Source organism: Ruegeria sp. AL1, assembly GCF_056540905.1.
Window position 1 is genome coordinate 120,742 of sequence record NZ_JBQFXP010000007.1, and the last position, 24,212, is coordinate 144,953.

A 24,212-nucleotide genomic window follows, 5' to 3' on the forward strand; every position below is an offset into this window, starting at 1 on the left:
TAGCGGTATGGTGCATGCAGACCGCAATATACACGAAAATCGGCCCATTATTCGGCAGCTTGACGACGCGGCGATCAACCGCATCGCTGCCGGCGAAGTGGTGGAACGCCCGGCCTCGGCAGTCAAGGAGCTGATCGAGAACGCAATAGACGCTGGCGCGACCCGCATCGGCATCGACATTGCGGACGGGGGGAAGACTTTGATTCGGGTCACCGATGACGGGTGCGGTATAGCCTCCGGGGACCTGCCGCTGGCCTTGTCGCGGCATGCGACCTCGAAAATCGACGGTTCGGATTTGCTGAACATCCATACCTTCGGGTTTCGCGGCGAGGCTTTGCCTTCCTTGGGTGCGGTCGGTCGTCTGACCATCACCAGCCGCGTGCCGGGAGCGGACGCTGCGCAGATTCACGTCGCGGGCGGCAAGATGGACGCAGTGAAACCAGCCGCCCTGCGTTCGGGCACTGTGGTCGAGCTGCGCGACCTGTTCTTTGCCACCCCCGCACGGTTGAAATTCATGCGCACCGACCGGGCCGAGACACAGGCGATCACCGACACCGTGAAACGTCTGGCAATGGCCGAGCCCGCCATCACCTTCACTCTGCGCGACGTGTCGGGCGGGGGCGAGGGGCGCGTGACCTTCCGCGCCGACCGCGAGAATGGCGATCTATTTGACGCATTGCACGCCCGTCTGGCCCGCGTGATCGGGCGCGAGTTTGCCGAGAATGCCTTGCAGATCGACGCCACGCGCGAGGGCATTCGCCTTTTTGGCTACGCCGCGTTACCGACCTATTCGCGCGGGGCTGCGGTGGCGCAATACCTGTTCGTCAATGGCCGTCCGGTGCGCGACAAGATGCTGACCGGTGCCCTGCGCGCGGCCTATTTCGATTTCCTCAGCCGCGACCGTCACCCGGCGGCGGCCTTGTTCATCGACTGCGATCCGACGCTGGTGGATGTGAATGTGCATCCCGCGAAATCCGAGGTCCGGTTCCGCGATCCTGGCGTTGCGCGCGGATTGATCGTCTCGGCTCTGCGGCACGCTCTGGCAGAGGCGGGACATCGCGCTTCCTCGACCGTTGCCAATGCGACCTTGGGCGCGATGCGGCCTGAACCGGCGCAGCACGCGCCCGCGCGGGTATATCAGATGGAACGCCCCTCTGCTGCAGCGCGGCAGGCGGCTTACCGGGCGCAATCCCCGGGCTTTGCGGAACTGTCGCAGGACTACAGCGGTCGCGTCGTTGAGCCCGTGCCGGAACCCACGCCCGTCGCCGAAGCCCCGGCGGATGATCTACCCTTGGGCGCGGCGCGCGGGCAGGTGCATGAGAATTACATCATCGCGCAGACCGCCGATGGCATGGTGATTGTCGATCAGCACGCGGCGCATGAGCGGCTGGTCTATGAAAAGCTCAAAGCTCAGATGGCTGAAAACGGGGTGGCCGCGCAGGCTTTGCTGATCCCCGAGATTGTCGAACTGTCCGAGGGCGACTGCGCTCGCCTGTTGGCTGTGGCCGATGACCTGTCGCGCCTCGGTCTGACGTTAGAGCCGTTTGGTGGTGGGGCCATCGCGGTACGCGAGACCCCGGCCATTCTGGGCGAAGTTGACGCGCGCGCTATGATCCTCGACATCCTCGATGAACTGGCCGATCAGGGCGAAAGCCAGATGGTGCAGGCGCGGATCGAGGCGATCTTGTCCCGAGTCGCCTGCCATGGTTCCGTCCGCTCAGGCCGCCGGATGCGGGCCGAAGAGATGAACGCCCTGCTGCGCGAGATGGAGGCGACGCCCCATTCCGGCCAATGCAATCACGGGCGGCCCACTTATGTCGAACTGAAGCTGGCCGATATCGAACGCCTGTTCGGGCGCAGTTGATTTGATATCGCGTGCGGGTTAAGAGAATTGAAACAAAACAAGAACAAACTGAGTCGCGATGATTGAGATAGCAGGCACCCAATATGCGTTGACCGACCCTGTGATCCTGATTGCGGGCGGGGTTCTGGCGCTGATCCTGTTGCTGTTGTTTCTGTCTCTGCGGGCGGCGCAGCGGTCTGCCCGGATGGCCGAGCCATTGGCGCGCCAAATGGCGCATCTGGGCCAGCATGTGCAGCAGCTGGGGCAGGGGCAAGAGCAGTTGCGCGGCGGATTGCAGCATGTCTCGGACACGCAAGCCAATGCGCAGGTGCAGGTGATTCAGACGGTCGAATCGCGGCTGTCCTCGGTCCAGCAGCAGATGAATGACCGGCTGGCGGACAATGCGATGAAATCCGCGCGTGCGCTGGCCGAGATGCAGGAACGGATGAAGGAATCGCTGCACGGCTCATCGAAACAGACCGCGACCTCGCTGACGCAATTGCAGGAACGTCTGGCCGCCATCGACAAGGCGCAGGATAATATCACCAAACTGTCGGGCGATGTGCTGTCGCTGCAGGATATCCTGTCGAACAAACAAACCCGTGGCGCGTTCGGAGAGATTCAGCTGAATGACATCGTGTCCAAGGCACTGCCGTCGGACAGCTTTCGGCTGCAGGCGACGCTGTCGAACGGGCGGCGGGCGGATTGCCTGATCAATCTGCCGAACCCGCCGGGCCCTATCGTGATCGACAGTAAATTCCCGCTCGAGGCCTATGAGGCGCTGATCGGGTCGACCAATGATACCGAGCTGAAAGCGGCGGTGCAGATGTTCCGCAGCACGGTGCGCAAGCATATCAACGACATTGCCGAGAAATACATTCTGGATGGTGAAACCGCCGATGGCGCGCTGATGTTTCTGCCCTCCGAGGCGGTCTATGCCGAGCTACACGCCAAATTCCCCGAACTGGTGCAAGAGAGTTTTTCCAAACGCGTCTGGATCGTGTCGCCCACCACTTGCATGGCGACGCTGAACACCATGCGCGCGATCCTGAAAGACGCGCGGATGCGGGAACAGGCGGGTGCGATCCGTAAAGAGCTGGGGATGCTGCACAAGGATGTGGACCGGTTGGGTGAGCGTGTCTCGAACCTGGATCGCCATTTCGGGCAGGCGGCCAAGGATATTTCGGAAATCAAGATCAGCGCGGAAAAGGCCGGGCGTCGGGCACAGCGGCTGGACAATTTCGATTTCGAGGAACTTGCGCCTGAGGATCACACCAACGTGGTGCCGCTGGGCAAGACCGAGGGTTAGGCGCTACTGGATCGACAGGTCCAGATTGTAACCGACCGTCTTGCCGGTATCGCGGTCATTGCCCATCAGGTAGACGCGGATGGTGTACTCTCCGTCCTCGGGCAGGTCGATCCGGGCGGTATTGCCATTGATTGACCCGTTATAGATCGCAACGCCATCGCTGCCCGGTGACAGAATGTTGAAATAGATCACGCCGTTGCCATTGGTGTCGCTGACCTTGAGATCGGCAAAAATTTCCTGACCCGCCTTTGCGCCCAGCCTATAATCAAAATACTCGTCACCAATGATCGTACCGCTGACCATCGTCCCGAAATTGCCCGGCTGAAACCTGACATCCGCAGCTTGCTGCGCAAAAGCCGCCGTGGACAGCCCGATCAACGCAGCAGCCAAAATCAGAAGTTTCATCATAACAGTCTCCTCTGTGGCTCTGGGCGGTGCAGCACAGAACGCCCCGACCGCTCAGATGCGTAAGAAGGGCTGAAACAGGCGCGGCATCAGTTTGTTGAACTTGAGCGGCGCATCGGTCACGGCCAGACAGATGCAATCCTCGGACATGTCTGCGGTCGGGGTGTGATGCAGATCTTCATCTGCAATCTCGACATCGCCACGGGCGAAATGATCCACCTCATCCGAGAATGCGCCCTGCAGAACCATGGTCAGTTCCATACCATTATGGCTGTGATCGGGCACTGCGCATCCGGCGGGGATGAACAGCAGACGCGCCGTGGCCTCGCGCGTGGTCGGCAGAATGGCCTGTTTCACCCCCATGCCAATCGGACGCCATTTGATATCGTTGACGTCACCGCCCACATAATCCTGCAGCGGGGCAGGCAGAACCGCACAGCCCGGTCGCTTGGCCTTGGTCATCGGCGCGCCCTGGGCAATCAGGGCCATGGTCGCGGCCAGAGAATTCTCGGTCATCTGCACGCCCGCGTTCTGATCCTCCAGAACATGCCCGCCCACGGCGTCAAAGCTTTCCGCCCGAGCGCGACAGTGATCGCATAGCGACAGATGCGTGGCGACCATCAGGTCGAACGCCTCGGGCAGGGTGCCTGCGGCATAGGCCATCAGCAGCTCGTCCGTCAGGTGATGTTTGATTTCCTTGCTCATCTTCATCATCTCAGTTCATCGCATGGCGCAGGCGATCCAGCGCCAGCCGTATCCTCGATTTGATCGTGCCCAGTGGCAGCCCGGTCTGAGATGCAATCTCTCGATGGCTCAGATCGCCGAAATAGGCTTTCTCGATCAGCTGTCTTTGCGCCTCTGGCAACGCGGTCAACGCGTCCCGCAGCTGCGCGGTTTCCTGTTGCAACGCAATCACGTCGTCCTGGTCCGGCTCGGCCTCGGGACCCCATCCCAAATCTTCGGGCTCGGGGCGGCGTTGCTTGCGCAGAACGTCGATGCGCTTGTTCCTTGCGATCGTGAACACCCATGTGGCCACAGTCGCGCGGGTCGGATCGAACAGATGCGCCTTGTGCCACAAGGTCGCCATCACCTCTTGCGCGCACTCCTCGGCCAGGGCGGCATCCGATCCCGATTTCATCAGGAACGCTTTGATCCGCGGCGCGAAATGCTGAAACAGCTCGGCAAAGGCCGCCTGATCCTGCGCATCCCGAATGCGGGACACATGGCCCACCCATTCGGTTCTGGTGTCACAACTGCCGTTCGCTCGGTTCACCGGTCTGCCCCTGATGCGTTTCTTCGCGCGCCAAGGTTTCTGTGCGGGGCGGTCGCCCACCGGTTCATCCAAGGTCACGGTATCGATCTCGGTAAACATAACCACATTACGCGGGCCAGCCCAAGGCGGATCACTTTGTGAAATTTTTTGATCTGCGAAAATTCGTATTACGTAGTATTTACATGCGTGTTCAGGCGAAAACAAAAGCGGTTTGAACAGTTTACAGACGCGTCAGGAAACGGATGAGCAGGGTCGATCATATCGCAGGGCACACCTATCACGGCCGCAAAGGTGCGATTGATAACGCGTTCCGCTATTCCGTCGATTACATCCTGCTGGACCCCGAAGCCCGTTTGGACACCCCGGCGCTGTTTTCCATTGACCGGGCCAATGTCGTCAACTGGCGCAGCCGGGACCATGGCGGCCCCCCGAAACAAGGGCGCGGTGCCGTCTGGCTGCGCGAGCAGTTCGATGCGATGGATATTGCGCAACCTGCGCGGGTCGAGCTGCTGACCCAACCGCGCGTTCTGGGACATGTGTTCAACCCGGTCAGCTTCTGGTTCTGTTTCGACGCCGAAGATCAGCTGTTCACCGTGGTTGCTGAGGTGACGAACACGTTCGGCACCCGCCACAGTTATCTGTGCCATAAGCCCAATTTTGCGCCGATTGGCCCGTCGGACCGGATCGTTGCGGATAAGCTGATGCACGTGTCGCCGTTTCAGAAGATCGAAGGGGATTATACCTTTCGGTTCGACTATCGCCCGGATCGGGTGGGTGTCTGGATCGACTATGGCCGTGAAAAAGGCGGGCTGATCGCCACCCTGACCGGACCCCGGCAGCCCTTGACCAACGGGGTCATTCTGACGTCGTTGATACGGCGGCCTTTCGGAGCCCGCCGCACGATGTTTCTGATCCTGTGGCAGGCGCTGAAATTATGGGCCAAGAAGGCGCGGTTCCGCCCGTTCCGCCGCGCGCCGGTGCCCGAGCAGCCAATCTCGCGCGCGCATCGGTAAATCCGATGCGCTGTCGTCGTCTTTTGCGTGAGATCAAAGACTCAGGCCACCGGGAATGGTTCAGATAAGTCCAACACCGCGAACACGAGGAGTTGGGTTATGTTGGAAATCTCGGCAAGAAAGATCGCTCAGGTCGCGATGATGGGGCGTGAACTGGATCGCGCCGAGGGCGAATTGCGCGCATTCATCGACCGGATGGGCGAGGATGAGCAGGCGGAACTGGTCGCTGTCATGTGGATCGGTCGCGAAAGCTTTTTCGCTGAAGATCTGGCCGAGGCCATCGCCACCGCAAAATCCGAGGCCTCGACCCCGTGCGCGGACTATCTGATCGGAACGCCGCATCTGTCTGACCATCTTGAGAACGGATTGGACGCCTTGGGAATATCGGCTGAGGATATCGAAAACGATCTGATGTAGGCGCTGGTTGAATTCCTCGGAGCGAGGGGCCAGCCCCTCGCGCACCCCGGGATATTTTTGGCCAGATGAAGGATCCTGTTGGGCACTACCCGGGGCTTGAGAAAGATTAACAAATTTTAATTGTCTGGTTTGGCCGCGTTAACGCGGGCCTCCTTTATCTGTTTTGTGACGCAACGCAAAACTTGGATTTGGAGGAAATCTGATGACCTATGCACATACCGCAAAGCCTCTGGGCGGACTGTTCTTTTCGGGCTTGTTTGCGAACTATGCCGAAACAAAGGTCGAAACGTTTCGCCGCCGGCTTGTTGCCAAAACGGCGCGTGAGCTGGAAAGCCTGACTGACGCGCAGCTGAAAGACATCGGGATTGCCCCCGAAGACATCAATCAGCGCGCGTATCAGAGCGTCTATGGTGGTGTCCCCTATCGCCAGTAAAGCCATTGCACCCTGCACCCAACGACACAGACAAGAAGGGAACGCCCCATGTTCGATGTTATTCAGCCGACCAATCATCCAACCCCCGCGGCAAGTGCTTTGCTGCTGTTCGACCGGGCCATGCGCATCCGTTCGGTCTCTGCCGATATTGTGCGAGCCGCGCAGTATCTGGACAGCCTGTCGGATCAGCACCTGTCAGAGCTTGGCATCAATCGCAGCGACATCGAGGACACGATCGAGCGATATATCTGAAGGCCCTGCAAAGGGGACATAAGAAAGCGGTAACATGCTGAAAGATGACCAATGAAAGCCATTCCAGACCCTCTGGAATGGCTTTTTGCTGTCTTAGGTCAGGTGATCCACGATCTGCAGATGTTGCGCCAGCGTGTCGATCTCAGCCATCCAGCCTTGCACCAGCTTCGGATCGCTAGGGGCGGCGTGCACACCAGCCGGGATGGCGCGGTTCAGAACCGCTTCGACCGCCAGCGAGACCGGAACCGATACCAGACGCGCCATCGCGGTGCCGCGCGCGTCGCCCCAGGCGTCCATGACATAGGTTTTGTGCCAGACGGGGATACCGTCGCGCTCGGCCTTGAGGCCCACGCACAGGACCACGCGGTCGGGTTCGCCTTCGTCATAGGCGTTTTCCGCCCAGAACTGATCGGACATCTCTTTCAGGCGGGCGTCGCCTTCCGGGCCGGACAGGGTTTCGATCTCGGCAAAGACGTCCGACCACGCATCGGCCCAGCCATTCAGGCGCAGGGTGCCACGGACGAATTCCTTGACGGTCCAGTGATCCTCGAACTGGTATTCCTGCATGAAGGGCAGGGAGTCCCGGTTTGGATAGACTTCAAAGCTTTCCGGCGTGGGCAGCGGCGCGATATAGCTGCTGATCGCGTCCCAGGGGCGGGCGACGTCCAGCGGGGCGTAGTCGCGGATCGATTTCGACGGCGAGCGCAGCGCTTTGAGCACGCCCAGCGGCGACCAGCTAAACTTGTACCGAAACGGATTGGGGTTCTTTGGCACGCCACCGCAATAAGAGATGAAACTCAGGTGGTTTTGCGGATCGAATGCGTCCGAGGCGCGGTAGTCTGCGACCAGAGCGTGCGCCATCAGGTGGTCGATGCCGGGGTCAAGACCCACTTCGTTGACCAGCGCCACACCGGCCTCACGCGCTTTGTCGTCCAGCGCGCGCATCTCGGGGGCGATGTAGGAGGATGAGACGAAGTTTGCGCCTTTTGCGATCGCCAGTTCTGCCAGCGGGACGTGCCAGTCGCCGGGCAGCATCGAGACAATGACGTCGCCCTGTTCCAGAACCTTACCCAGCGCTTCAATGTCGAAGGCGCGGATGTCGTCGGTCAGGTCTCCGACCTCGGCCTTGGCTTTCTTGGTGGTCCGGTTCCAGACGGTCACCTTGTGCCCGCCTTCGATCAGGCGGCGCAGGCCGGGGATGGCCGACAGGCCGGTGCCACACCAGTGAATCGTCATCGCTCAGATCCCTTCAATATGAGTTTTGTAGGTTGCTTCTGCCCGGCCCCAGACGCCGCTGTCCAGATCGGTGAGCGTCAGCAGCGAGGGTAGCAGTTGCGCGGCATAGTCTTCCGAGCTTTCGACCGGCAGCATTGAGGGCAGGTTGTCGATGGCCATCACGTCCATCACCGGGTCAGCGGCTACGCGCAGGGCGGGCGCGTCCCATGTGGTCGCCCGGTCATAGACTGGCACCGGGTTGTAATCGCTGTCCGGATCGCAGGCCACGTCGCCGATGGCGGTCAGTTTGCGCTGCGCGGTCAGCGCCTCACGCGGGACAAAGACCGGTGTGCCGGGGCGGGCGAAGATGCAGTTCAGGAACAGGTTGTGGGCCATTATCTCGGGAAACGGGCCGCCGCTCGCGGTTTCGGCCATGTCCCATTTCGTGACGGGGACGCCTATCGCTTCGCACATATCTGCGGCACCTGTGCCAACACGGCCCAACGCACCTATGACGATCGCGGAGGGGCGGTCGGCGCCGGTGGCGTCCAACTCGGCCAGCAATTCGGCGTTCAGGGCGTCTTTGTTGGCATAGACGCCAACTGGCGGGCATTCCTGTCCGCGTTGCTGCGCGGCCCATGTTTTCAGCGTGACCGCCGCGCCCGCATATCCTGCCCAATAGCCAAAGGCGGCAACCCGGCGGCCGTCTTCATTCACGAGGTATTCCAGATCATAAAGCGTACCGCCCCCGGCCTTGAACCGGTCCAACAGCGCGCGCCCGGAATGCTGGCCTTTATACGCATGACCAAACATGATGTGGTGGTGGGGCAGAGGGGTGCCGTCCTCGGGCAGTTCCTTGAGGCCAAAGATGATCGCATCCTGTGGAGCCTTGGGCCATGAATTCTCAGCCGCGATCTCGCAGCCAGCCTGCTTGTAGCCATCCAGCGGAATGGCACGGACAGAGCTTTCCTCGACCGTCACACGGATGCCTGCCGCGATCAGCGCGGCGGCGCCTTCGGGGGTCAACCCGACCCGTTCCTCGTTCGGGCGCTGTTCTGCCCGGACCCAAAGATGTGTCATTATCAGTCCTTTTGTCAGAGCATGCCTGCAGCGCGCACGGCCTGAACCGAAGGCCGCGCCTCCATCGCTTCGCGGAAAGCGATGATCTTGGGAAACGCCGCGACATCCACGCCGTCTCCCTCCAACCAACTGCACACTACATAAAGATAAGCATCGGCCAACGAGAACGCCTCGCCCAGTACAAACGGGCCGCGCAGGCCGTTTGACGAGATATACGCACAAGACGCCGTCATCGTCTGTGCGACCTTGTCTTTCATGTCCTTCCAGCTGGATTTCTTGTCGGCCCAGCGGTGCCCGCGCATCTTGTGCGCGTGGTTCACATGCATGGTGGAGGCGAGGTAATACATCACCTCGCGCATGCGCCCGGCCATCACCGGATTGGTAGGAACCAGACCGGCGTCCGGCGCAACCGTTGCCACATAGTCCAGCAGCGCGCCGGTTTCGGTCAGGATGCCTCCGTCAACCACCAGCGCCGGGACCCGGCCCTTGGGGTTGATCTGGTGATAGGCCGGTTTGGTCTGCTCGCCGTCTGCAAAGTTCAGCTTGACCGCTTCGTACTCAAGCCCTGCCTCTTCCAGCGCGATGGCCACGGCAACGGAAATGGTACCGGGGGCGTAATAAAGCTGCATACAGGGCCTCCTTACAGGTGGGTTTGCGCGAACTGCCGGTCGGGTGCTTCCAGATGGGGCACCGCGTTGAACAGAACCGGGCTCAGCTGCGTGCCAATCGGGTGCAGACGATGCATCGACGTGTTCATGATGGCAAGCGCCACGCGCGCCATCGACGGGATATCCAGCCCCATTGCCTGCCGCACCACCATCGAGATCAACCCGCCCGAGGTCACAACGATGGCCGGCCCGCCCTCGGTCCCGATCTCGCGCAGGGCGTCGCGGACGCGGGTTTCGAACTGATCGAACGTTTCGGGTGCGTCGGCGATCTCGCCCTTGGACCAGGCGGCGAAGGTGCGCGGCAGATGTTCGACAAACCCTTCGCGATCAGTGGGGATTTCGACGCCGTGTTGCTGCTGGAAAAGCTGCGCGAGGGTGAAATACTCGATCTCGTTCAGGCGCGCGTCGCGGATCGGGTCTGCCAGCCCCATGCTGGTCGCGGTTTCCACATGCCGGTTCAGCGTGCCGCAATAGACACGCGGATAATGACGCTGGGTATCGCGCAGATGCGCCCCCAGCCAGCGCGCCTGCTGGTGACCCAGATCGCTGAGCCGGTCATAGCTTTGCTCATCCCGCGCGGTTGTATTGGCCTGCCCGTGGCGCACCAGTGTGATATATGACATGACGGTCCCTCTTGCGGGCAAGTCTTAGGGCAGGTTCGGGGTCGGGACCAGAGGGGTTTGGCAAAAATCGAACGGTGATTGCACCTTGTCGGTCGGGCGCTATGGTTGGCCCGAACAAGGGGGAGTGTCATGGCGATAGACGAAAACCGATTTCTGGCCGATCTGCACAAACTGCGCAGCTTTGGAGCATCAGGTGTTGGCAAGGGTGTCGTCCGTCCGGCCTATTCCGAGGCTGACATCGCCGCACGCCAGTGGCTGGCCACGCGTATGGCCGAGGCGGGCCTGACGCCGCATTTCGACCCGGTCGGCAATCTGTTCGGCCTGACGGACGGGCCGTCGCTGCTGATGGGATCCCATTCCGACAGCCAGCCCGAAGGCGGCTGGCTGGATGGCGCGTTGGGCGTCATCGCTGCGCTTGAGATCGCGCGATCCAGCGACAGTCCGGTCTCGGTCGTCAGTTTTCAGGACGAAGAGGGACGGTTCGGCGTTACCACCGGCTCGGCGGTCTGGTCGGGCGGTTTGCTGCTTGAAAAAGGCGACGGATTGACCGACGGCGCTGGCGTCAGCTTTGCCGCGGCGCGGGCGTCGATGGCCGACATGGCGCAGGATTTTGTCGATCCGACCCGGTTCAGTGGTTTCATCGAGATGCATATCGAACAGGGTCCGGCGTTGGATGCGGCAGGTGAACAGATCGGCGTGGTGACGGATATCGTCGGTATCCGCGACATGCGCATCACGTTTGAGGGGCAGCAGAACCACGCAGGCACCACGCCGATGCACCTGCGCCGCGATGCGTTTCAGGCTCTGTCGCTGTTCAACACGCGGCTCAATGACCGGTTCCGCAATGTGGTGACGCCGCAAACGGTCTGGACCATCGGGCATGTAGATCTGCACCCGAACGCCTCCTCCATTGTGCCGGGACGCGTGCGGTTTTCGATGCAATGGCGCGATGGTGACTCTGACCGTCTGTTGCGCATGGAAGAGATCATCCGCGCCACCGCGCAGCAGGTGGCCGAGGAACTTGGCATGACACTGGACTACGGCCCGATGCTGGGGTTGGAGCCGGTGAGCATGGATTCCACCCTGCGCAAGGCGCTGGAAAGCGGGGCACAGGCGGTCGCGCCGGGCAAATGGCGCAGGATGCCATCGGGGGCTTTGCATGACGCCACCAATGTCTCGCGTCTGATGCCGGTTGCGATGCTGTTTGTGCCCTCGATCAACGGAATCAGCCATGATTTTGCCGAGGACACCGCCGAGGATGACCTGATTGCAGGTCTCAATGTGCTGGATCATGCCGTTCAGGCGCTCGGGGCGGCTGCGCGATAAGGCGCGGTGAAAATACAAATTTTCCAGCGGTTTGGCTTGGGGTAAACAGTCGTCAACAAGGACGTGTCTTCCCGCGCATGCTGAAGTTGACCGACGTCGGCAGATCGAGTGTTGCCTAACGGAAAAAAGTTTCCTATAGGAACATTATTGATGCATACGCCCGTATACAGGCCTGTCCCGTTGGCGATGAAGTGCCAAAACACCGGGGCTGAATCGTTGCAAAATATGCAGCTTGGGTCAGACTGACAGGCATGCGTTCCGACCATTAGATACGAAAGAAGGTATCCGCCATGACAGACGCACCGAAGCGCACGCCTTTGTATGATCTGCACGTCGAACTGGGTGGCAAAATGGTTGATTTTGCCGGCTGGGAGATGCCCGTGCAATATCCGCTTGGGATTATGGGTGAGCATAAACAGTGCCGCGAAAAGGCTGCGGTGTTCGATGTCAGCCATATGGGCCAGGTGATCCTGCGGGGTGAGGATGTGGGTGAAAAGCTTGAGGCGCTGTGCCCGCAGGCTTATGCGACTCTGAAAGAGGGCAAGGCGCGCTATGGGTTCTTTACCAACGCCGACGGCGGGATCATGGATGACCTGATCGTGTCGAATGCGGGCGATCATTACTTTGTGGTGGTGAACGCGGCCCTGCGGCATCAGGACATTCCGCATATGCGCGAACACCTTGAAGGCGTTGAGGTGACCGAGATTTTCGACCGGGCACTGGTGGCGGTTCAGGGGCCGAAGGCTGAGGATGTGGTGGGCGAGTTGTGCCCTGCGGCCCGTGACCTGAAATTCATGGAAACCACGGTGGCAGATATCAACGGCGTGGAATGCCGCATCTCGCGTCTGGGCTATACGGGCGAGGACGGGTATGAGATTTCCATCCCCGAAGACAAAGCGATCGAGGTCACCAAAGCCTTTCTGGCTCACGAAGACTGCGAACCGGCGGGCCTCGGCGCGCGCGACAGCCTGCGGCTGGAGGCGGGTCTGTGCCTCTATGGCAATGACATTGACCAAAGCACCTCGCCGATTGAAGCCAGCCTTGGCTGGGCCATTCAGAAACGCCGTAAGGAAGAGGGCGGATTTCCCGGCGCCGACCGAGTGAAGAAGGAACTGGCCGAAGGGCCTGCGCGCAAGTTGGTCGGCATCAAGCCCGAGGGGCGCGCGCCCGCCCGTCAGGGCGTGGAAATCCAGAACACAGACGGTTCCACAATCGGCCAGATCACCTCGGGCGGCTTCGGCCCCACGGTCGGCGGACCTGTTGCGATGGGCTATGTCGCCATGGCGCACAGCACGCCGGGCGAGTCGGTCAATCTGATCATCCGGGGCAAGCCGCAACCGGCCGAGATCGTGGCGCTGCCCTTCGTCACCCAGAACTACAAGCGTTGAAGTCAGGAGAAAGAGACCATGGCAACCTATTATTCCGAAGAACACGAATGGCTGAACGTTGAGGGCGACACCGCCACTCTGGGCATCACCAAACATGCCGCCGAACAGCTGGGCGATGTGGTCTTTGTCGAACAACAGGAAGCAGGCGAGGAATTCGCCAAGGACGGCGAGATCGGCGTGATCGAATCTGTCAAGGCGGCCTCGGAACTCTATGCACCGGTTGATGGCGAGATCATCGAGGTCAACGAGGCGCTGGCCGACAACCCCGGCGCACTGAACGAAGACCCCGAGGGCGAGGCGTGGATCTACAAGATCAAGATCGCAGACGCCGCGCAGCTCGAAGATCTGATGGACGAGGCCGGCTACAAAGACTTCATCGGTTGACTCTCAATTGGGGTCCTGTTTCCGGGGCTCCGCCCGTTCGGGCCTGACTCTGTCCACGGGACCGAGTCCAAGACGGCCCTCACCCCACGCCGGAGGCTCCCGCAGCCTCCGCCGACTCTGACCTATCCGTGAGGAGCGCACACATGGCTTTCAAACTGACCGACTACGAAGCCTATGACTTCGCCAACCGCCGCCATATCGGGCCCAGCCCGACCGAGATGCGCGATATGCTCAAGGTGATCGGCTTCAAGACGCTGGATCAGCTGATCGACGCCACCATTCCACCTGCGATCCGCCAGAAAGAGCCGCTGGACTGGGGTCCGGCGATGACCGAGCGCGATGCGCTGTTCTACATGAAAGAGGTGGCGAGCAAGAACAAGGTTCTGACCTCGCTGATCGGGCAGGGTTATTACGGCACCACCACGCCTGCGCCGATCCTGCGCAACATTCTGGAAAACCCGGCTTGGTACACCGCTTATACGCCTTATCAGCCCGAGATCAGCCAAGGCCGTCTTGAGGCGCTCTTGAACTTCCAGACAATGGTCAGCGATCTGACCGGGCTGGACGTTGCCAACGCCTCGCTGCTGGACGAATCCACCGCAGCGGCTGAGGCCATGGCGATGGCCAAGCGTGGTGGTCGGTCGAAAGCCAATAACGCGGCCTTCTTTGTCGACCGCAACTGCCACCCGCAGACCATCGCTGTGATAAAAACCCGCGCCGAACCTCTGGGAATCGACGTGCAGGTGGGCGACCCCGACCAACTGGAAGCAGGCGCGGTCTTTGGTGCGATCTTTCAGTATCCCGGCACCCACGGGCATGTGCGCGACTTCACCGCCGAGATCGCCGCCTTGCATGAACACAAAGCCATCGCCATCGTCGCTGCTGACATCCTGTCGCTGGCGCTGCTGAAGTCACCGGGCGAGATGGGCGCGGATATCGCCATCGGCTCGACCCAGCGCTTTGGCGTGCCGATGGGCTATGGCGGCCCGCACGCGGCTTACATGGCGACCACCGACAAGCTGAAACGCGCGATGCCGGGCCGGATCATCGGTGTCAGCATCGACAGCCGCGGCAACAAGGCCTACCGCCTCGCCCTGCAAACCCGCGAGCAGCATATCCGCCGCGAAAAGGCGAACTCGAACGTCTGTACCGCGCAGGCGCTGCTGGCCGTCATTGCCTCGATGTATGCCGTCTATCACGGCCCCGACGGCATCAAGGCCATCGCGCAATCGGTGCACCGCAAGACCTCGCGCATGGCCGCCGGTCTGGAAGAGGCGGGCTTTGCCGTCGAGCCGGAAGTGTTCTTCGACACCATCACGGTCGAGGTTGGTCATCTGCAGAAGACGGTCATGGAGGCCGCCGTGGCGCGGGGTGTGAACCTGCGCAAGGTGGGTGACACGCGCGTGGGCATCAGCCTCGACGAACAGACCCGGCCCGAGACCATCGAGGCCGTCTGGGGCGCCTTCGGCATCGACAAGGAAGACGACAGTTCGAATGTGGCCTACCGCCTGCCGGATTACGCCCTGCGCGAGACGCCCTATCTGACCCACCCGATTTTCCACAAGAACCGGGCCGAGGCCGAGATGACCCGCTATATGCGCCGTCTGGCCGACCGCGACCTGGCGCTGGACCGGGCGATGATTCCGCTGGGGTCCTGCACCATGAAGCTGAACGCCACGATCGAGATGATCCCGGTCACCTGGCCCGAGTTCGGCAATCTGCACCCGTTCTGCCCCGAAGATCAGGCGCAGGGCTATCACGAGATGATTGCCGATCTGAACGACAAACTGTGCCAGATCACCGGCTATGACGCGATCTCCCAACAACCCAACTCGGGCGCGCAGGGCGAATATGCGGGGCTGCTGACCATCCGCAACTATCACTTCGCGCGCGGCGAAGGGCATCGCAATGTCTGCCTGATCCCGACCTCGGCCCACGGGACCAACCCGGCCTCGGCCCAGATGGTGGGCTGGCAGGTGGTGCCGGTGCAATCGGATGAGAACGGCAATATCGACCTGAATGACTTCCGCGCCAAGGCCGAGAAGCACTCGGATCATCTGGCCGGATGCATGATCACCTATCCCTCGACCCATGGCGTGTTCGAGACCACCGTGCAGGAGGTCTGCCAGATCACCCATGATCACGGCGGTCAGGTCTATATCGACGGCGCCAATATGAACGCCATGGTGGGCCTGTCGCGTCCCGGTGACATCGGCGGCGACGTCAGCCACCTGAACCTGCACAAGACCTTCTGCATTCCGCATGGCGGTGGCGGCCCCGGCATGGGTCCGATCGGCGTCAAGGCACATCTGGAGGAACACCTGCCCGGCCACCCGGAATACGGCACTGCGGTGGGCCCGGTCTCGGCAGCGCCCTTTGGCTCGCCGTCGATCCTTCCGGTCAGCTGGGCCTATGTGCTGCTGATGGGTGGAGCGGGTCTGACGCAGGCGACCAAAGTGGCGATCCTGAACGCCAACTACATCGCGGCACGGCTGGCCGAGGCCTATCCGATCCTCTACACCTCGGAAACCGGCCGCGTGGCGCATGAATGTATCCTCGACACGCGGCCTTTGGACGCCGAGGCGCATGTGACCGTGGACGATGTCGCCAAGCGGCTGGTGGACAGCGGTTTCCATGCCCCGACGATGAGCTGGCCGGTGGCCGGAACCCTGATGGTCGAGCCTACGGAATCGGAACCCAAGGACGAGCTGGACCGCTTCTGCGACGCCATGCTCTCGATCCGGGCCGAGGCGCAGGACATCATCGACGGCAAGATCGACGCGGAAAACAACCCGCTGAAAAACGCCCCTCACACGGTGCGCGATCTCGTCGGCGACTGGGACCGGCCCTATAGCCGCGAACAGGCCTGTTTCCCTCCGGGCTCGATGGGCGTCGACAAATACTGGTCCCCCGTCAACCGCGTCGACAACGCATATGGCGACCGAAACCTCGTCTGCACCTGCCCGCCGATGTCGGAATACGAAGAAGCCGCCGAATAATTCCAAAACCCCGCCGCGAAATCGGCGGGGTTTTCGCTTATCGGAAACCTCATTTCTCATGCGCGTCTGATTTAGGTGTCGTTTTTTGCAGCGAAATCGTCTTTTTCGCTTGCTGCATCTGCGACGGCCCCATACCCCTGTCCGTGGGACACCCCTCCCCAACGAGGGGCGTGTATCTGGAAGGGTAATACAGATGACTATCGAACAACCGGCGACGCGGCCGGCGAATCCGCGTTTTTCCTCGGGCCCCTGCGCCAAACCCCCCACATTTGAACTGTCCAAACTGGCCGATGCTGCATTGGGTCGGTCGCATCGTGCTGCTGTCGGCAAGGACAAGCTGAAAGCGGCCATCGAAGGCACGCGCGAGGTGCTGGGCATTCCGGCAGATTACAAGATCGGCATCGTTCCCGCCTCGGACACCGGCGCGGTTGAGATGGCGCTGTGGTCGCTGCTGGGTGAGCGCAAGGTTGAGATGCTGGCGTGGGAAAGTTTCGGTGCGGGCTGGGTCACCGACGTGGTCAAGCAGTTGAAGATCGACGCCGAAGTGAAAACGGCTGATTACGGGCAGATCGTCGATCTGACCTCGGTCGATTTCGCCAATGACGTGGTGTTCACGTGGAACGGCACGACCTCGGGCGTGAGGGTTCCGAATGGCGACTGGATTGCGGATGACCGTCAGGGTCTGACAATCTGCGACGCAACTTCTGCGGCTTTTGCGATGGACCTGCCTTGGGACAAACTGGATGTGACCACGTTTAGTTGGCAGAAAGTGCTGGGTGGAGAAGCGGCCCACGGGATGCTGATCCTGAGCCCTCGTGCGGTAGAACGGCTGGAAAGCTACACGCCCGCATGGCCTCTGCCCAAGATTTTCCGCCTGACCAAAGGGAGCAAATTGATCGATGGTATCTTTACCGGGGCCACGATCAACACGCCCTCGATGCTGGCGGTCGAGGATTATCTGTTCGCGCTGGATTGGGCGCGCTCGGTTGGCGGTCTGCAGGGCCTGATTTCTCGCGCGGACGCAAATGCCGGGGCGGTGCATGCGTTCTGTGAGCAGAACGCATGGATCGCCAATCTGGCCGACGATGTTGCGACGCAATCGAACACCTCGGTGTGTTTGAAATTCACCGATCCGCGCATTCGGGACGGTGGGGCTTTTGCCAAGTCCGTTGCAAAGCGGCTTGAGGTCGAGAACATCGCTCTGGATATCGGTGCCTATCGCGACGCCCCTGCGGGTTTGCGCATCTGGTGCGGCGGCACGGTTGAGACCTCGGACATTCAGGCGATGTTGCCATGGCTCGCATGGGCCTTCGAGGCCGAGATCGCTGCGCAAACGGCAGCCGCCTGACAAGATTTTTCGACGAAAAATCTGGGCCCGCCTGTGGCCCGGACATCTCCCAAATATTCAAGGACCAGAGATATGGCCCCCAAAGTACTCGTATCTGACAAACTCAGCGAAACCGCCGTGCAGATCTTTCGGGATCGCGGCATCGACGTGGATTTCATGCCCGATCTGGGCAAGGACAAGGACAAGCTGGCCGAGGTGATCGGCCAGTATGACGGCCTTGCCATCCGCTCGGCCACCAAGGTGACGCCGACCCTTCTGGAAAAGGCGGACAATCTGAAAGTCATTGGCCGCGCCGGGATCGGGACCGACAATGTCGACAAGGATGCCGCCAGCAAGAAAGGTGTGATCGTGATGAACACGCCCTTCGGCAACATGATCACCACAGCCGAGCATGCCATCGCGATGATGTTCGCCGTAGCGCGGCAGATCCCCGAAGCCAGCACCTCGACCCACGCGGGTAAGTGGGAAAAGTCCAAATTCATGGGGATCGAACTGACCAACAAGACGCTTGGCGTGATTGGTGCGGGTAATATCGGCGGTATCGTCTGCGAACGCGCCCTTGGTCTGAAGATGAAGGTGGTCGCGTATGACCCTTATCTGGGCGAAGAGAAAGCCGCCAAGATGGGCGTCGAAAAGGTCGAACTGGACGAGCTGCTGTCGCGCGCCGACTTCATCACCCTGCACGTGCCGCTGACCGATCAGACCCGCAACATCCTGAGCCGCGAAAACCTTGAGAAAACCAAACCCGGCGTCCGCATCGTCAACTGTGCTCGTGGCGGTCTGGTCGATGAAGAAGCGCTGGCCGAGATGCTGAAATCGGGGCGGGTTGCGGGCGCGGCTTTTGACGTGTTCAGCGTGGAGCCCGCAAAGGACAACCCGCTGTTCAACCTGCCCAACGTAGTCTGCACGCCGCATCTGGGCGCGGCCACAACCGAAGCGCAGGAGAACGTTGCGCTGCAGGTGGCCGAGCAGATATCGAACTATCTGCTGACCGGCGCCGTCGAAAACGCGCTGAACATGCCCAGCGTGACAGCGGAAGAGGCCAAGGTCATGGGCCCCTGGATCAAGTTGGCAGGTCATCTGGGCAGCTTCATCGGCCAGATGACGGACGAGCCGATCAAGGCAATCAACATCCTCTATGACGGTGTTGCGGCCGAGATGAATCTGGCCGCGCTGAATTGCTCGGTCGTTGCTGGCATCATGAAAAAGTTTAACCCCGAGGTGAATATGGTCTCGGCACCGGTGGTGGCCAAGGAACGGGGTATCAAAATCTCGACCACCAATCAGGACAAATCAGGTGCGTTCGAAGGTTACGTCAAGGTCACGGTCGTGACCAACAAGCGCGAGCGCTCTATCGGCGGCACTGTGTTCAGTGATGGAAAACCCAGATTCATCCAGATCAAAGGGATCAACATCGATGCCGAGATCGGAGCGCATATGCTCTATACCACCAATGAAGACGTGCCGGGCATCATCGGTGCGTTAGGGCAAACCATGGGGGAGAACAACGTGAACATCGCCAACTTTACCCTTGGCCGCTCGGCAGCCGGGGGAGAAGCAATTGCGTTGCTTTATGTCGACGAACCCGTCCCGGCCGAGGCGCGGGCCAAGCTGGCCGAGACGGGTTTGTTCACCCAGATCAAACCGCTGGAGTTTGACGTGGCCTGAGCTTTCGCAGTCGGGGTTTCGATACAAAATGATGCCCGCGCCGGAAAAAGGTGCGGGCATTCTCTTTCGTTCAGGGGCATTTCGCGGCACAAGTCCCGCGACCCCAACCTGAAAGGCCCTGTCATGACCACGCCCATCTACGCCATCGGTGACATTCACGGTCAGCTTGACATGCTGAATGCTGCGCTGCGCCGGATCGAGGCAGATGGCGGCCCGGATGCGCGTATCGTGTTTCTGGGTGACTATACAGATCGCGGACCGGACAGTCGTGGCGTCTTGGATGTGTTGATCGAAGGTCAAGGCGCGGGCCGAAACTGGGTTATGGTGAAGGGAAACCATGACCGGATGTTTTCGATGTTCATGCAGGACCACCCGTTGAATGACACCCGCCTGCCGATCGAGCTGCATTGGCTGCACGACCGGATCGGCGGGATCGAAACGCTGGCCTCTTACGGCGTGCAGGTCACCCCATCCGCTCGCATCTATCAAGTTCATGAACAGGCGCGGGCCGCTGTGCCGCAAGAACATCTGGATTTTCTGAATGCCCTGCCGACATATCATCAGGAAGCAGAGCTACTGTTTGTCCATGCCGGATTGCGGCCCGGTATTCCGCTGGAGCAGCAGACCGAGGATGATCTGGTCTGGATCCGCCACGAGTTTCTGGACGCGGTCAAACCCTACCCCTGGCTGGTCGTACATGGCCACACGCCTGTTGATCGCGTCGAACATTGCGGAAACCGGATCAATCTGGATACCGGCGCGGGCTATGGGCGCCCGCTGTCGTCAGTGGTGTTTGAAGGGCGTGAATGCTGGGTTTTGACCGATAAGGGACGAGTCCCGTTGCGTCTTACCCGGTTTTGAACATGCCCGCGTAACTGTCGCGCAAAACGTTTTTTTGAACCTTGCCCATCGTGTTGCGCGGCAACGCGTCCAGAACGATCAACTCGCGCGGGTGCTTAAACCGCGCAAGCTGTTCCTGCACCTCTGATTGAATCACCGCCAAATCCGGGCTTTGGCCGGGTTCGGGCACCAGAACCGCCAGCACTGCCTCACCAAAATCGGGGTGCGGAACGCCGATGACGGCGCTTTCCAGAACACCGGGTTGATCATCCAGAACCAGCTCGATCTCTTTGGGATAGATGTTGTACCCGCCCGAAATGATAAGATCCTTGCCGCGCCCGACAATATGGACATAGCCATCCGCGTCCACACGCCCCAGATCGCCGGTGATAAAGAACCCGTCCGCGCGCAGTTCCGCAGCGGTTTTTTCGGGCATTTGCCAGTAGCCCTGAAACACGTTCGGGCCGCGCACTTCGATCATGCCGATCTCACCGTGGGCCATGTCTTCGCCGGTTTCGGGATCGGTTACTTTCAATTCGACATCCGGCAGCGGAAATCCAACCGTCCCGGGGCGACGTTCGCCTTCGTAAGGGTTGGAGGTATTCATGTTGGTTTCCGTCATGCCATAGCGTTCCAGAATGCGGTGGCCGGTGCGCGCCTGAAACCGCTCATGCGTCTCGGCCAGCAGCGGGGCCGAACCCGAGATGAACAATCGCATGTGCTGCACCAGATCGCCAGTGAACCGGTCGTCGCCCAGCAATCGGGTATAGAACGTAGGAACCCCCATCATGGATGTGGCTTTGGGCATCAGCCGCAGGATGTCTTCCAGATCGAATTTCGGCAGAAAGATCATCGATCCGCCCGAGGCCAGGATCACATTCGTGGCTACAAACAACCCGTGCGTATGGAAGATCGGCAATGCATGCAGCAGCACGTCCTGGCGGCTAAAGCGCCATTCGCGCACCAGAGTGTGCGCGTTGGATAACAGATTGGCCTGCGTTAGCATCGCGCCTTTGGATCGCCCGGTGGTGCCTGATGTATACAAAAATGCGGCCAGATCGTCCTGAGAACGGCGCACAGGCTCGAACGCAGGCAACATCCCCAATGCCCGACGCATCAGACTGCCGGTCCCGTCTGCGTTCAGTGTTTCGAGCCGGGCCTTCTGCGCCTGCGCTACAGGCAAGAGTCCATGTTCATTCGCTGCATCGCAGACCAGCAATGAGGCGGAGCTGTTTTCAACGAAATAGGCCAGCTCGGTACTGGTATAGGCGGTGTTGAGCGGCAAAAAAATCAGCCCGGTCTGTGCACAGGCGGCATATAGCGCAAGCGCTTCGGGTGATTTCTGAACCTGAACGGCCACGCGATCTCCGGGTTCCAGACCCATCCCGGTCAGGGCATTTGCAATACGCGCCGCCATATCCAGAAAATCTGCGTGAGTCAGGCTTGTTCCGTCCGGAAGATGCAAGAATGGCGTCGATTTGCCTGCATGGATGCCAAACAGCTGATCGTAAAGCGGGTTGCCCATTGCCAAAATCCTCGGGTCGAAAGATGCCTTTGAACCTGTCCCGGATTTGCCGGAGGGTAAAGCCTCTGCGATGTGGAAATACGCAGCCGCGGCTCAGAATTGTGTGGTCATGCGGTAACCGGCTGCGAAATACATCTTGGCAAAGGTCACTGGTTGACCCTGCAGCCAGGTGATGCGCTCGGCGGTAAAGACGGGTTCGCCTTCTGGTACATCCAGAAACCCGCCAACTGCCGCGTCGGCGCGACTGGCCAGAAAGGTCAGTTCAACATTCGTGAAGGGCACGGTCTGGATCAGCCATTCATTCGGCCCGATATCAGAAAAATCGGCCTGTTCGACCTGCGGGACGCTGTCCACGACGATCCAGCGATCCTCATATTGAAACGGAGTGTTGCCGTTGTAGTGCATGCATCGCACATGCATGGCCGTCTGACCGGGCCGCAGCTGCAACCGGGCACTCAACCATTCCGGGGCGGGCTGAATTTCGGCCGAGACCAGCGCATAACGATAGGTGCCGCCTATGGCTTCGACCTCTTCCCGGACCAGCGGAATGGTAAAGCGTGCCTGCCTTTGCGGTGCGCTCAGAACCCGGGTTCCGGCTTTGCGCCGCCGTTCCAGAAATCCTTCGTTCGCAAGTTCGCGCAAGGCGCGGTTGACCGTCGTTCGGGTGCAAGAGAATTCGATGGCCAGTTCTTCTTCATTCGGCAGCAGGCTATCGGGTCGCCACTGCCCGGACCGGATGCGATGCAGCACGGTCTGCTTGATGTCCTTATAGCTGGTGGTGTCGCTGTTCTGGGTCATGGAGATCTGATTTAGTGTCTAAAGAAGGGCCAGAAGATCGGCAATGGCGGCCCGGTAAGCGTTGGTGATCTGCGCGCGCGCAACGTGTTGTCCGTCGCGCACCATATGCCGCCCGGCAGACCACAGGTCGGTGACGATCCTGTCGGACGATGCAAAGCACAAACCGTCAAGCAGTTGATCATCACGCAATGCGCACAAAGACGGGCACGAGCGATCAATCGCCACAAGATCGCCCAACTTGCCTACCTCGATCCGCCCGGCATCGCGTCCAAGCGCTTGCGCGCTTCCATGGGCAGCGGTGGTGTAAAGGGTGTGACCAACCGACCCGGTGTCGGAGATCAGGACCGCGCGTGTCCTGTCGCGCAGGCGTTGCGAATACTCGAACATGCGTAGTTCTTCGGTGAGGGATATCCGAATGTTCGAATCCGATCCCACACCATATGCCCCGCCGGATTTGACATATTCTCCACCGTTAAAGATGCCGTCGCCCAGATTGGCCTCGGTGATCGGGCACAGGCCCGCCACCGCCCCCGACTGCGCCATCCTGCGGGTTTCCTCATCGGTCATATGGGTCGCATGGATCAGACACCATCGGTGGTCGACCCCGACATTGTCCAGCAACCAGGACACAGGACGCTGCCCGAGGGCTGCGATGACCTCGTCAACCTCTTTGACCTGTTCGGCGATGTGAATGTGAACCGGCCCCGAGGGTGTCAGATCCACCACATGCCGCAGATCATCACCAGATGTGGCGCGCAGAGAATGAGGCGCAATGCCAAGAACAGAGTCTATATGCGGCAGATGCGACCGACATTCATCCACCAGCTGCATGAACGTTTCGACCGAGTTGCCAAAGCGCTTTTGCCCTCCGGCAAGCGGCTCTTGCCGCACACCGCCATAGGTATACAGCACAGGCAAATGGGTCAGCCCGATGCCTGTCAGGCCGGCAGCCGCGAAAATGCGGTGGCTGAGTTCCGCGCGATCTTCGTAAGACGCTCCGCCCTGCTGATGGTGGACATAGTGAAACTCGCCTACCGAGGCATACCCTGCCTCCTGCATTTCCATAAACGTCAGCGCGGCGATGGCTTCGATGTGGTCCGGGCTCAGGCGGTCCAGAAACCGGTACATAAGATCGCGCCAGGTCCAGAAGCTCTCACGCCCCGCGACCCGCGTTTCGGTCATGCCGGCCATGGCGCGCTGAAAGCTGTGACTGTGCAGGTTACCCGTTGCAGGCAGCAAAACGTCCACACAAATGTCATCTGCCTGCGCGGCAGCACCCACGTGGATCTCGCTGATCCGACCATCCTCAATGGAAAGCCGCAGGTTTTGCCTCCAGTCCAATCCTAACAAGGCGGTTTTTGCGTGCAGGGCCATGGTCATCTCAATTTGTGTAGATTTTATATTT

At 60.5% G+C, this 24,212-nt stretch carries 23 protein-coding genes; 13 read left to right on the forward strand and 10 right to left on the reverse strand.

All coding sequences use genetic code 11. The features are described from left to right. Positions 1–7 precede the first annotated feature (7 nt). Complete coding sequence (gene mutL / locus ACRZ9X_RS12675) at positions 8–1,864, forward strand: DNA mismatch repair endonuclease MutL (protein ID WP_480519352.1); 1,857 nt, start codon at positions 8–10, stop codon at positions 1,862–1,864. Between the two features lie 58 nt (positions 1,865–1,922). Further along, positions 1,923–3,152 carry a DNA recombination protein RmuC gene (locus ACRZ9X_RS12680; RefSeq protein WP_480519354.1) on the forward strand — a complete coding sequence of 410 codons (1,230 nt, stop codon included), beginning with the start codon at positions 1,923–1,925 and terminating at the stop codon, positions 3,150–3,152. A 3-nt stretch (positions 3,153–3,155) separates the two neighbouring features. Here the strand turns inward: ACRZ9X_RS12680 and ACRZ9X_RS12685 are convergent, their stop codons facing one another. The 3 genes from ACRZ9X_RS12685 to ACRZ9X_RS12695 are packed head-to-tail and all read right to left on the reverse strand — an operon-like array spanning position 3,156 to position 4,788. Further along, positions 3,156–3,560: a hypothetical protein gene (locus tag ACRZ9X_RS12685; RefSeq protein WP_480519356.1), complete on the reverse strand. Its 405-nt coding sequence runs from the start codon at positions 3,558–3,560 to the stop codon at positions 3,156–3,158. Between the two features lie 51 nt (positions 3,561–3,611). Then, positions 3,612–4,262 (reverse strand): ChrR family anti-sigma-E factor, encoded by a 651-nt coding sequence (locus ACRZ9X_RS12690; RefSeq protein WP_480519358.1) that lies wholly within the window; start codon positions 4,260–4,262, stop codon positions 3,612–3,614. Positions 4,263–4,272: 10 nt separating this feature from the next. Then, complete coding sequence (locus tag ACRZ9X_RS12695) at positions 4,273–4,788, reverse strand: sigma-70 family RNA polymerase sigma factor (RefSeq protein ID WP_480519655.1); 516 nt, start codon at positions 4,786–4,788, stop codon at positions 4,273–4,275. Positions 4,789–5,072: 284 nt separating this feature from the next. Between ACRZ9X_RS12695 and ACRZ9X_RS12700 the strand changes: the two genes are divergently transcribed. The 4 genes from ACRZ9X_RS12700 (at position 5,073) to ACRZ9X_RS12715 (ending at position 6,945) form a co-directional block, all read left to right on the forward strand. Further along, on the forward strand, positions 5,073–5,843 hold the full coding sequence (locus ACRZ9X_RS12700) for a DUF1365 domain-containing protein (RefSeq protein WP_480519360.1): 771 nt from the start codon (positions 5,073–5,075) through the stop codon (positions 5,841–5,843). A 99-nt stretch (positions 5,844–5,942) separates the two neighbouring features. Continuing rightward, complete coding sequence (locus ACRZ9X_RS12705; protein ID WP_480519361.1) at positions 5,943–6,260, forward strand: DUF3775 domain-containing protein; 318 nt, start codon at positions 5,943–5,945, stop codon at positions 6,258–6,260. 202 nt (positions 6,261–6,462) lie between these two features. Further along, positions 6,463–6,693 carry a DUF1127 domain-containing protein gene (locus ACRZ9X_RS12710; RefSeq protein WP_480519363.1) on the forward strand — a complete coding sequence of 77 codons (231 nt, stop codon included), beginning with the start codon at positions 6,463–6,465 and terminating at the stop codon, positions 6,691–6,693. Positions 6,694–6,741: 48 nt separating this feature from the next. Next, a complete protein-coding gene (locus ACRZ9X_RS12715; protein WP_480519365.1) occupies positions 6,742–6,945 on the forward strand; it encodes a hypothetical protein in 204 nt (67 codons plus the stop codon). 93 nt (positions 6,946–7,038) lie between these two features. Here the strand turns inward: ACRZ9X_RS12715 and ACRZ9X_RS12720 are convergent, their stop codons facing one another. From ACRZ9X_RS12720 to ACRZ9X_RS12735, 4 genes are read right to left on the reverse strand one after another with little or no spacing between them, the layout of a single operon-like run. Further along, the gene (locus ACRZ9X_RS12720) at positions 7,039–8,181 is read right to left on the reverse strand and encodes a saccharopine dehydrogenase family protein (protein WP_480519367.1); all 1,143 of its coding nucleotides are present in this window, start codon (positions 8,179–8,181) and stop codon (positions 7,039–7,041) included. Positions 8,182–8,184: 3 nt separating this feature from the next. Beyond that, a complete protein-coding gene (locus tag ACRZ9X_RS12725; protein ID WP_480519369.1) occupies positions 8,185–9,240 on the reverse strand; it encodes a saccharopine dehydrogenase in 1,056 nt (351 codons plus the stop codon). A gap of 14 nt (positions 9,241–9,254) precedes the next feature. Continuing rightward, positions 9,255–9,869: a glutathione S-transferase family protein gene (locus ACRZ9X_RS12730; protein ID WP_480519371.1), complete on the reverse strand. Its 615-nt coding sequence runs from the start codon at positions 9,867–9,869 to the stop codon at positions 9,255–9,257. 11 nt (positions 9,870–9,880) lie between these two features. Then, a complete protein-coding gene (locus tag ACRZ9X_RS12735; protein ID WP_480519373.1) occupies positions 9,881–10,531 on the reverse strand; it encodes a histidine phosphatase family protein in 651 nt (216 codons plus the stop codon). Between the two features lie 129 nt (positions 10,532–10,660). On the opposite strand from ACRZ9X_RS12735, the gene ACRZ9X_RS12740 reads away from it, so the two are divergent. The 7 genes from ACRZ9X_RS12740 to ACRZ9X_RS12770 all read left to right on the forward strand — a co-directional run bounded on the left by ACRZ9X_RS12740 (position 10,661) and on the right by ACRZ9X_RS12770 (position 20,505). Beyond that, positions 10,661–11,857 (forward strand): Zn-dependent hydrolase, encoded by a 1,197-nt coding sequence (locus tag ACRZ9X_RS12740; protein WP_480519375.1) that lies wholly within the window; start codon positions 10,661–10,663, stop codon positions 11,855–11,857. A gap of 290 nt (positions 11,858–12,147) precedes the next feature. Beyond that, on the forward strand, positions 12,148–13,245 hold the full coding sequence (gene gcvT / locus ACRZ9X_RS12745; protein ID WP_480519377.1) for a glycine cleavage system aminomethyltransferase GcvT: 1,098 nt from the start codon (positions 12,148–12,150) through the stop codon (positions 13,243–13,245). A gap of 18 nt (positions 13,246–13,263) precedes the next feature. After that, complete coding sequence (gene gcvH, locus ACRZ9X_RS12750) at positions 13,264–13,629, forward strand: glycine cleavage system protein GcvH (protein ID WP_480519379.1); 366 nt, start codon at positions 13,264–13,266, stop codon at positions 13,627–13,629. A gap of 143 nt (positions 13,630–13,772) precedes the next feature. Then, positions 13,773–16,628, forward strand: coding sequence for an aminomethyl-transferring glycine dehydrogenase (gcvP, locus tag ACRZ9X_RS12755; RefSeq protein WP_480519381.1), 2,856 nt, complete (start codon positions 13,773–13,775; stop codon positions 16,626–16,628). Between the two features lie 193 nt (positions 16,629–16,821). Next, positions 16,822–17,976, forward strand: coding sequence for a phosphoserine transaminase (locus tag ACRZ9X_RS12760; protein WP_480519383.1), 1,155 nt, complete (start codon positions 16,822–16,824; stop codon positions 17,974–17,976). 72 nt (positions 17,977–18,048) lie between these two features. After that, positions 18,049–19,644, forward strand: coding sequence for a phosphoglycerate dehydrogenase (gene serA / locus ACRZ9X_RS12765; protein ID WP_480519385.1), 1,596 nt, complete (start codon positions 18,049–18,051; stop codon positions 19,642–19,644). A gap of 123 nt (positions 19,645–19,767) precedes the next feature. Beyond that, positions 19,768–20,505, forward strand: a complete 738-nt coding sequence (locus tag ACRZ9X_RS12770; protein WP_480519387.1) for a metallophosphoesterase family protein — start codon at positions 19,768–19,770, stop codon at positions 20,503–20,505. On the opposite strand, the gene ACRZ9X_RS12775 is transcribed toward ACRZ9X_RS12770, so the two are convergent. The 3 genes from ACRZ9X_RS12775 to ACRZ9X_RS12785 form a co-directional block, all read right to left on the reverse strand. After that, positions 20,492–22,009, reverse strand: a complete 1,518-nt coding sequence (locus ACRZ9X_RS12775) for a malonate--CoA ligase (RefSeq protein ID WP_480519389.1) — start codon at positions 22,007–22,009, stop codon at positions 20,492–20,494. The two genes, ACRZ9X_RS12770 and ACRZ9X_RS12775, sit on opposite strands and share 14 nt — an antisense overlap. Before the next feature lie 93 nt (positions 22,010–22,102). Beyond that, entirely contained in the window at positions 22,103–22,807 is a 705-nt protein-coding gene (locus tag ACRZ9X_RS12780; RefSeq protein ID WP_480519391.1) for a GntR family transcriptional regulator, read from the reverse strand. A gap of 18 nt (positions 22,808–22,825) precedes the next feature. Next, entirely contained in the window at positions 22,826–24,181 is a 1,356-nt protein-coding gene (locus tag ACRZ9X_RS12785; protein ID WP_480519393.1) for a formimidoylglutamate deiminase, read from the reverse strand. Positions 24,182–24,212: the final 31 nt, after the last annotated feature.

Coding starts and splice junctions, on each gene's coding strand:
- ACRZ9X_RS12690 (WP_480519358.1), bottom strand. CDS start 4,262: ATGAGCAAGGAAATCAAACATCACCTGACGGACGAGCTGCTGATGGCC.
- ACRZ9X_RS12710 (WP_480519363.1), top strand. CDS start 6,463: ATGACCTATGCACATACCGCAAAGCCTCTGGGCGGACTGTTCTTTTCG.
- ACRZ9X_RS12785 (WP_480519393.1), bottom strand. CDS start 24,181: ATGGCCCTGCACGCAAAAACCGCCTTGTTAGGATTGGACTGGAGGCAA.
- ACRZ9X_RS12740 (WP_480519375.1), top strand. CDS start 10,661: ATGGCGATAGACGAAAACCGATTTCTGGCCGATCTGCACAAACTGCGC.
- gcvH (WP_480519379.1), top strand. CDS start 13,264: ATGGCAACCTATTATTCCGAAGAACACGAATGGCTGAACGTTGAGGGC.
- ACRZ9X_RS12725 (WP_480519369.1), bottom strand. CDS start 9,240: ATGACACATCTTTGGGTCCGGGCAGAACAGCGCCCGAACGAGGAACGG.
- serA (WP_480519385.1), top strand. CDS start 18,049: ATGGCCCCCAAAGTACTCGTATCTGACAAACTCAGCGAAACCGCCGTG.
- mutL (WP_480519352.1), top strand. CDS start 8: ATGGTGCATGCAGACCGCAATATACACGAAAATCGGCCCATTATTCGG.
- ACRZ9X_RS12775 (WP_480519389.1), bottom strand. CDS start 22,009: ATGGGCAACCCGCTTTACGATCAGCTGTTTGGCATCCATGCAGGCAAA.
- gcvT (WP_480519377.1), top strand. CDS start 12,148: ATGACAGACGCACCGAAGCGCACGCCTTTGTATGATCTGCACGTCGAA.
- ACRZ9X_RS12735 (WP_480519373.1), bottom strand. CDS start 10,531: ATGTCATATATCACACTGGTGCGCCACGGGCAGGCCAATACAACCGCG.
- gcvP (WP_480519381.1), top strand. CDS start 13,773: ATGGCTTTCAAACTGACCGACTACGAAGCCTATGACTTCGCCAACCGC.
- ACRZ9X_RS12680 (WP_480519354.1), top strand. CDS start 1,923: ATGATTGAGATAGCAGGCACCCAATATGCGTTGACCGACCCTGTGATC.
- ACRZ9X_RS12770 (WP_480519387.1), top strand. CDS start 19,768: ATGACCACGCCCATCTACGCCATCGGTGACATTCACGGTCAGCTTGAC.
- ACRZ9X_RS12760 (WP_480519383.1), top strand. CDS start 16,822: ATGACTATCGAACAACCGGCGACGCGGCCGGCGAATCCGCGTTTTTCC.
- ACRZ9X_RS12780 (WP_480519391.1), bottom strand. CDS start 22,807: ATGACCCAGAACAGCGACACCACCAGCTATAAGGACATCAAGCAGACC.
- ACRZ9X_RS12685 (WP_480519356.1), bottom strand. CDS start 3,560: ATGATGAAACTTCTGATTTTGGCTGCTGCGTTGATCGGGCTGTCCACG.
- ACRZ9X_RS12715 (WP_480519365.1), top strand. CDS start 6,742: ATGTTCGATGTTATTCAGCCGACCAATCATCCAACCCCCGCGGCAAGT.
- ACRZ9X_RS12700 (WP_480519360.1), top strand. CDS start 5,073: ATGAGCAGGGTCGATCATATCGCAGGGCACACCTATCACGGCCGCAAA.
- ACRZ9X_RS12720 (WP_480519367.1), bottom strand. CDS start 8,181: ATGACGATTCACTGGTGTGGCACCGGCCTGTCGGCCATCCCCGGCCTG.
- ACRZ9X_RS12705 (WP_480519361.1), top strand. CDS start 5,943: ATGTTGGAAATCTCGGCAAGAAAGATCGCTCAGGTCGCGATGATGGGG.
- ACRZ9X_RS12730 (WP_480519371.1), bottom strand. CDS start 9,869: ATGCAGCTTTATTACGCCCCCGGTACCATTTCCGTTGCCGTGGCCATC.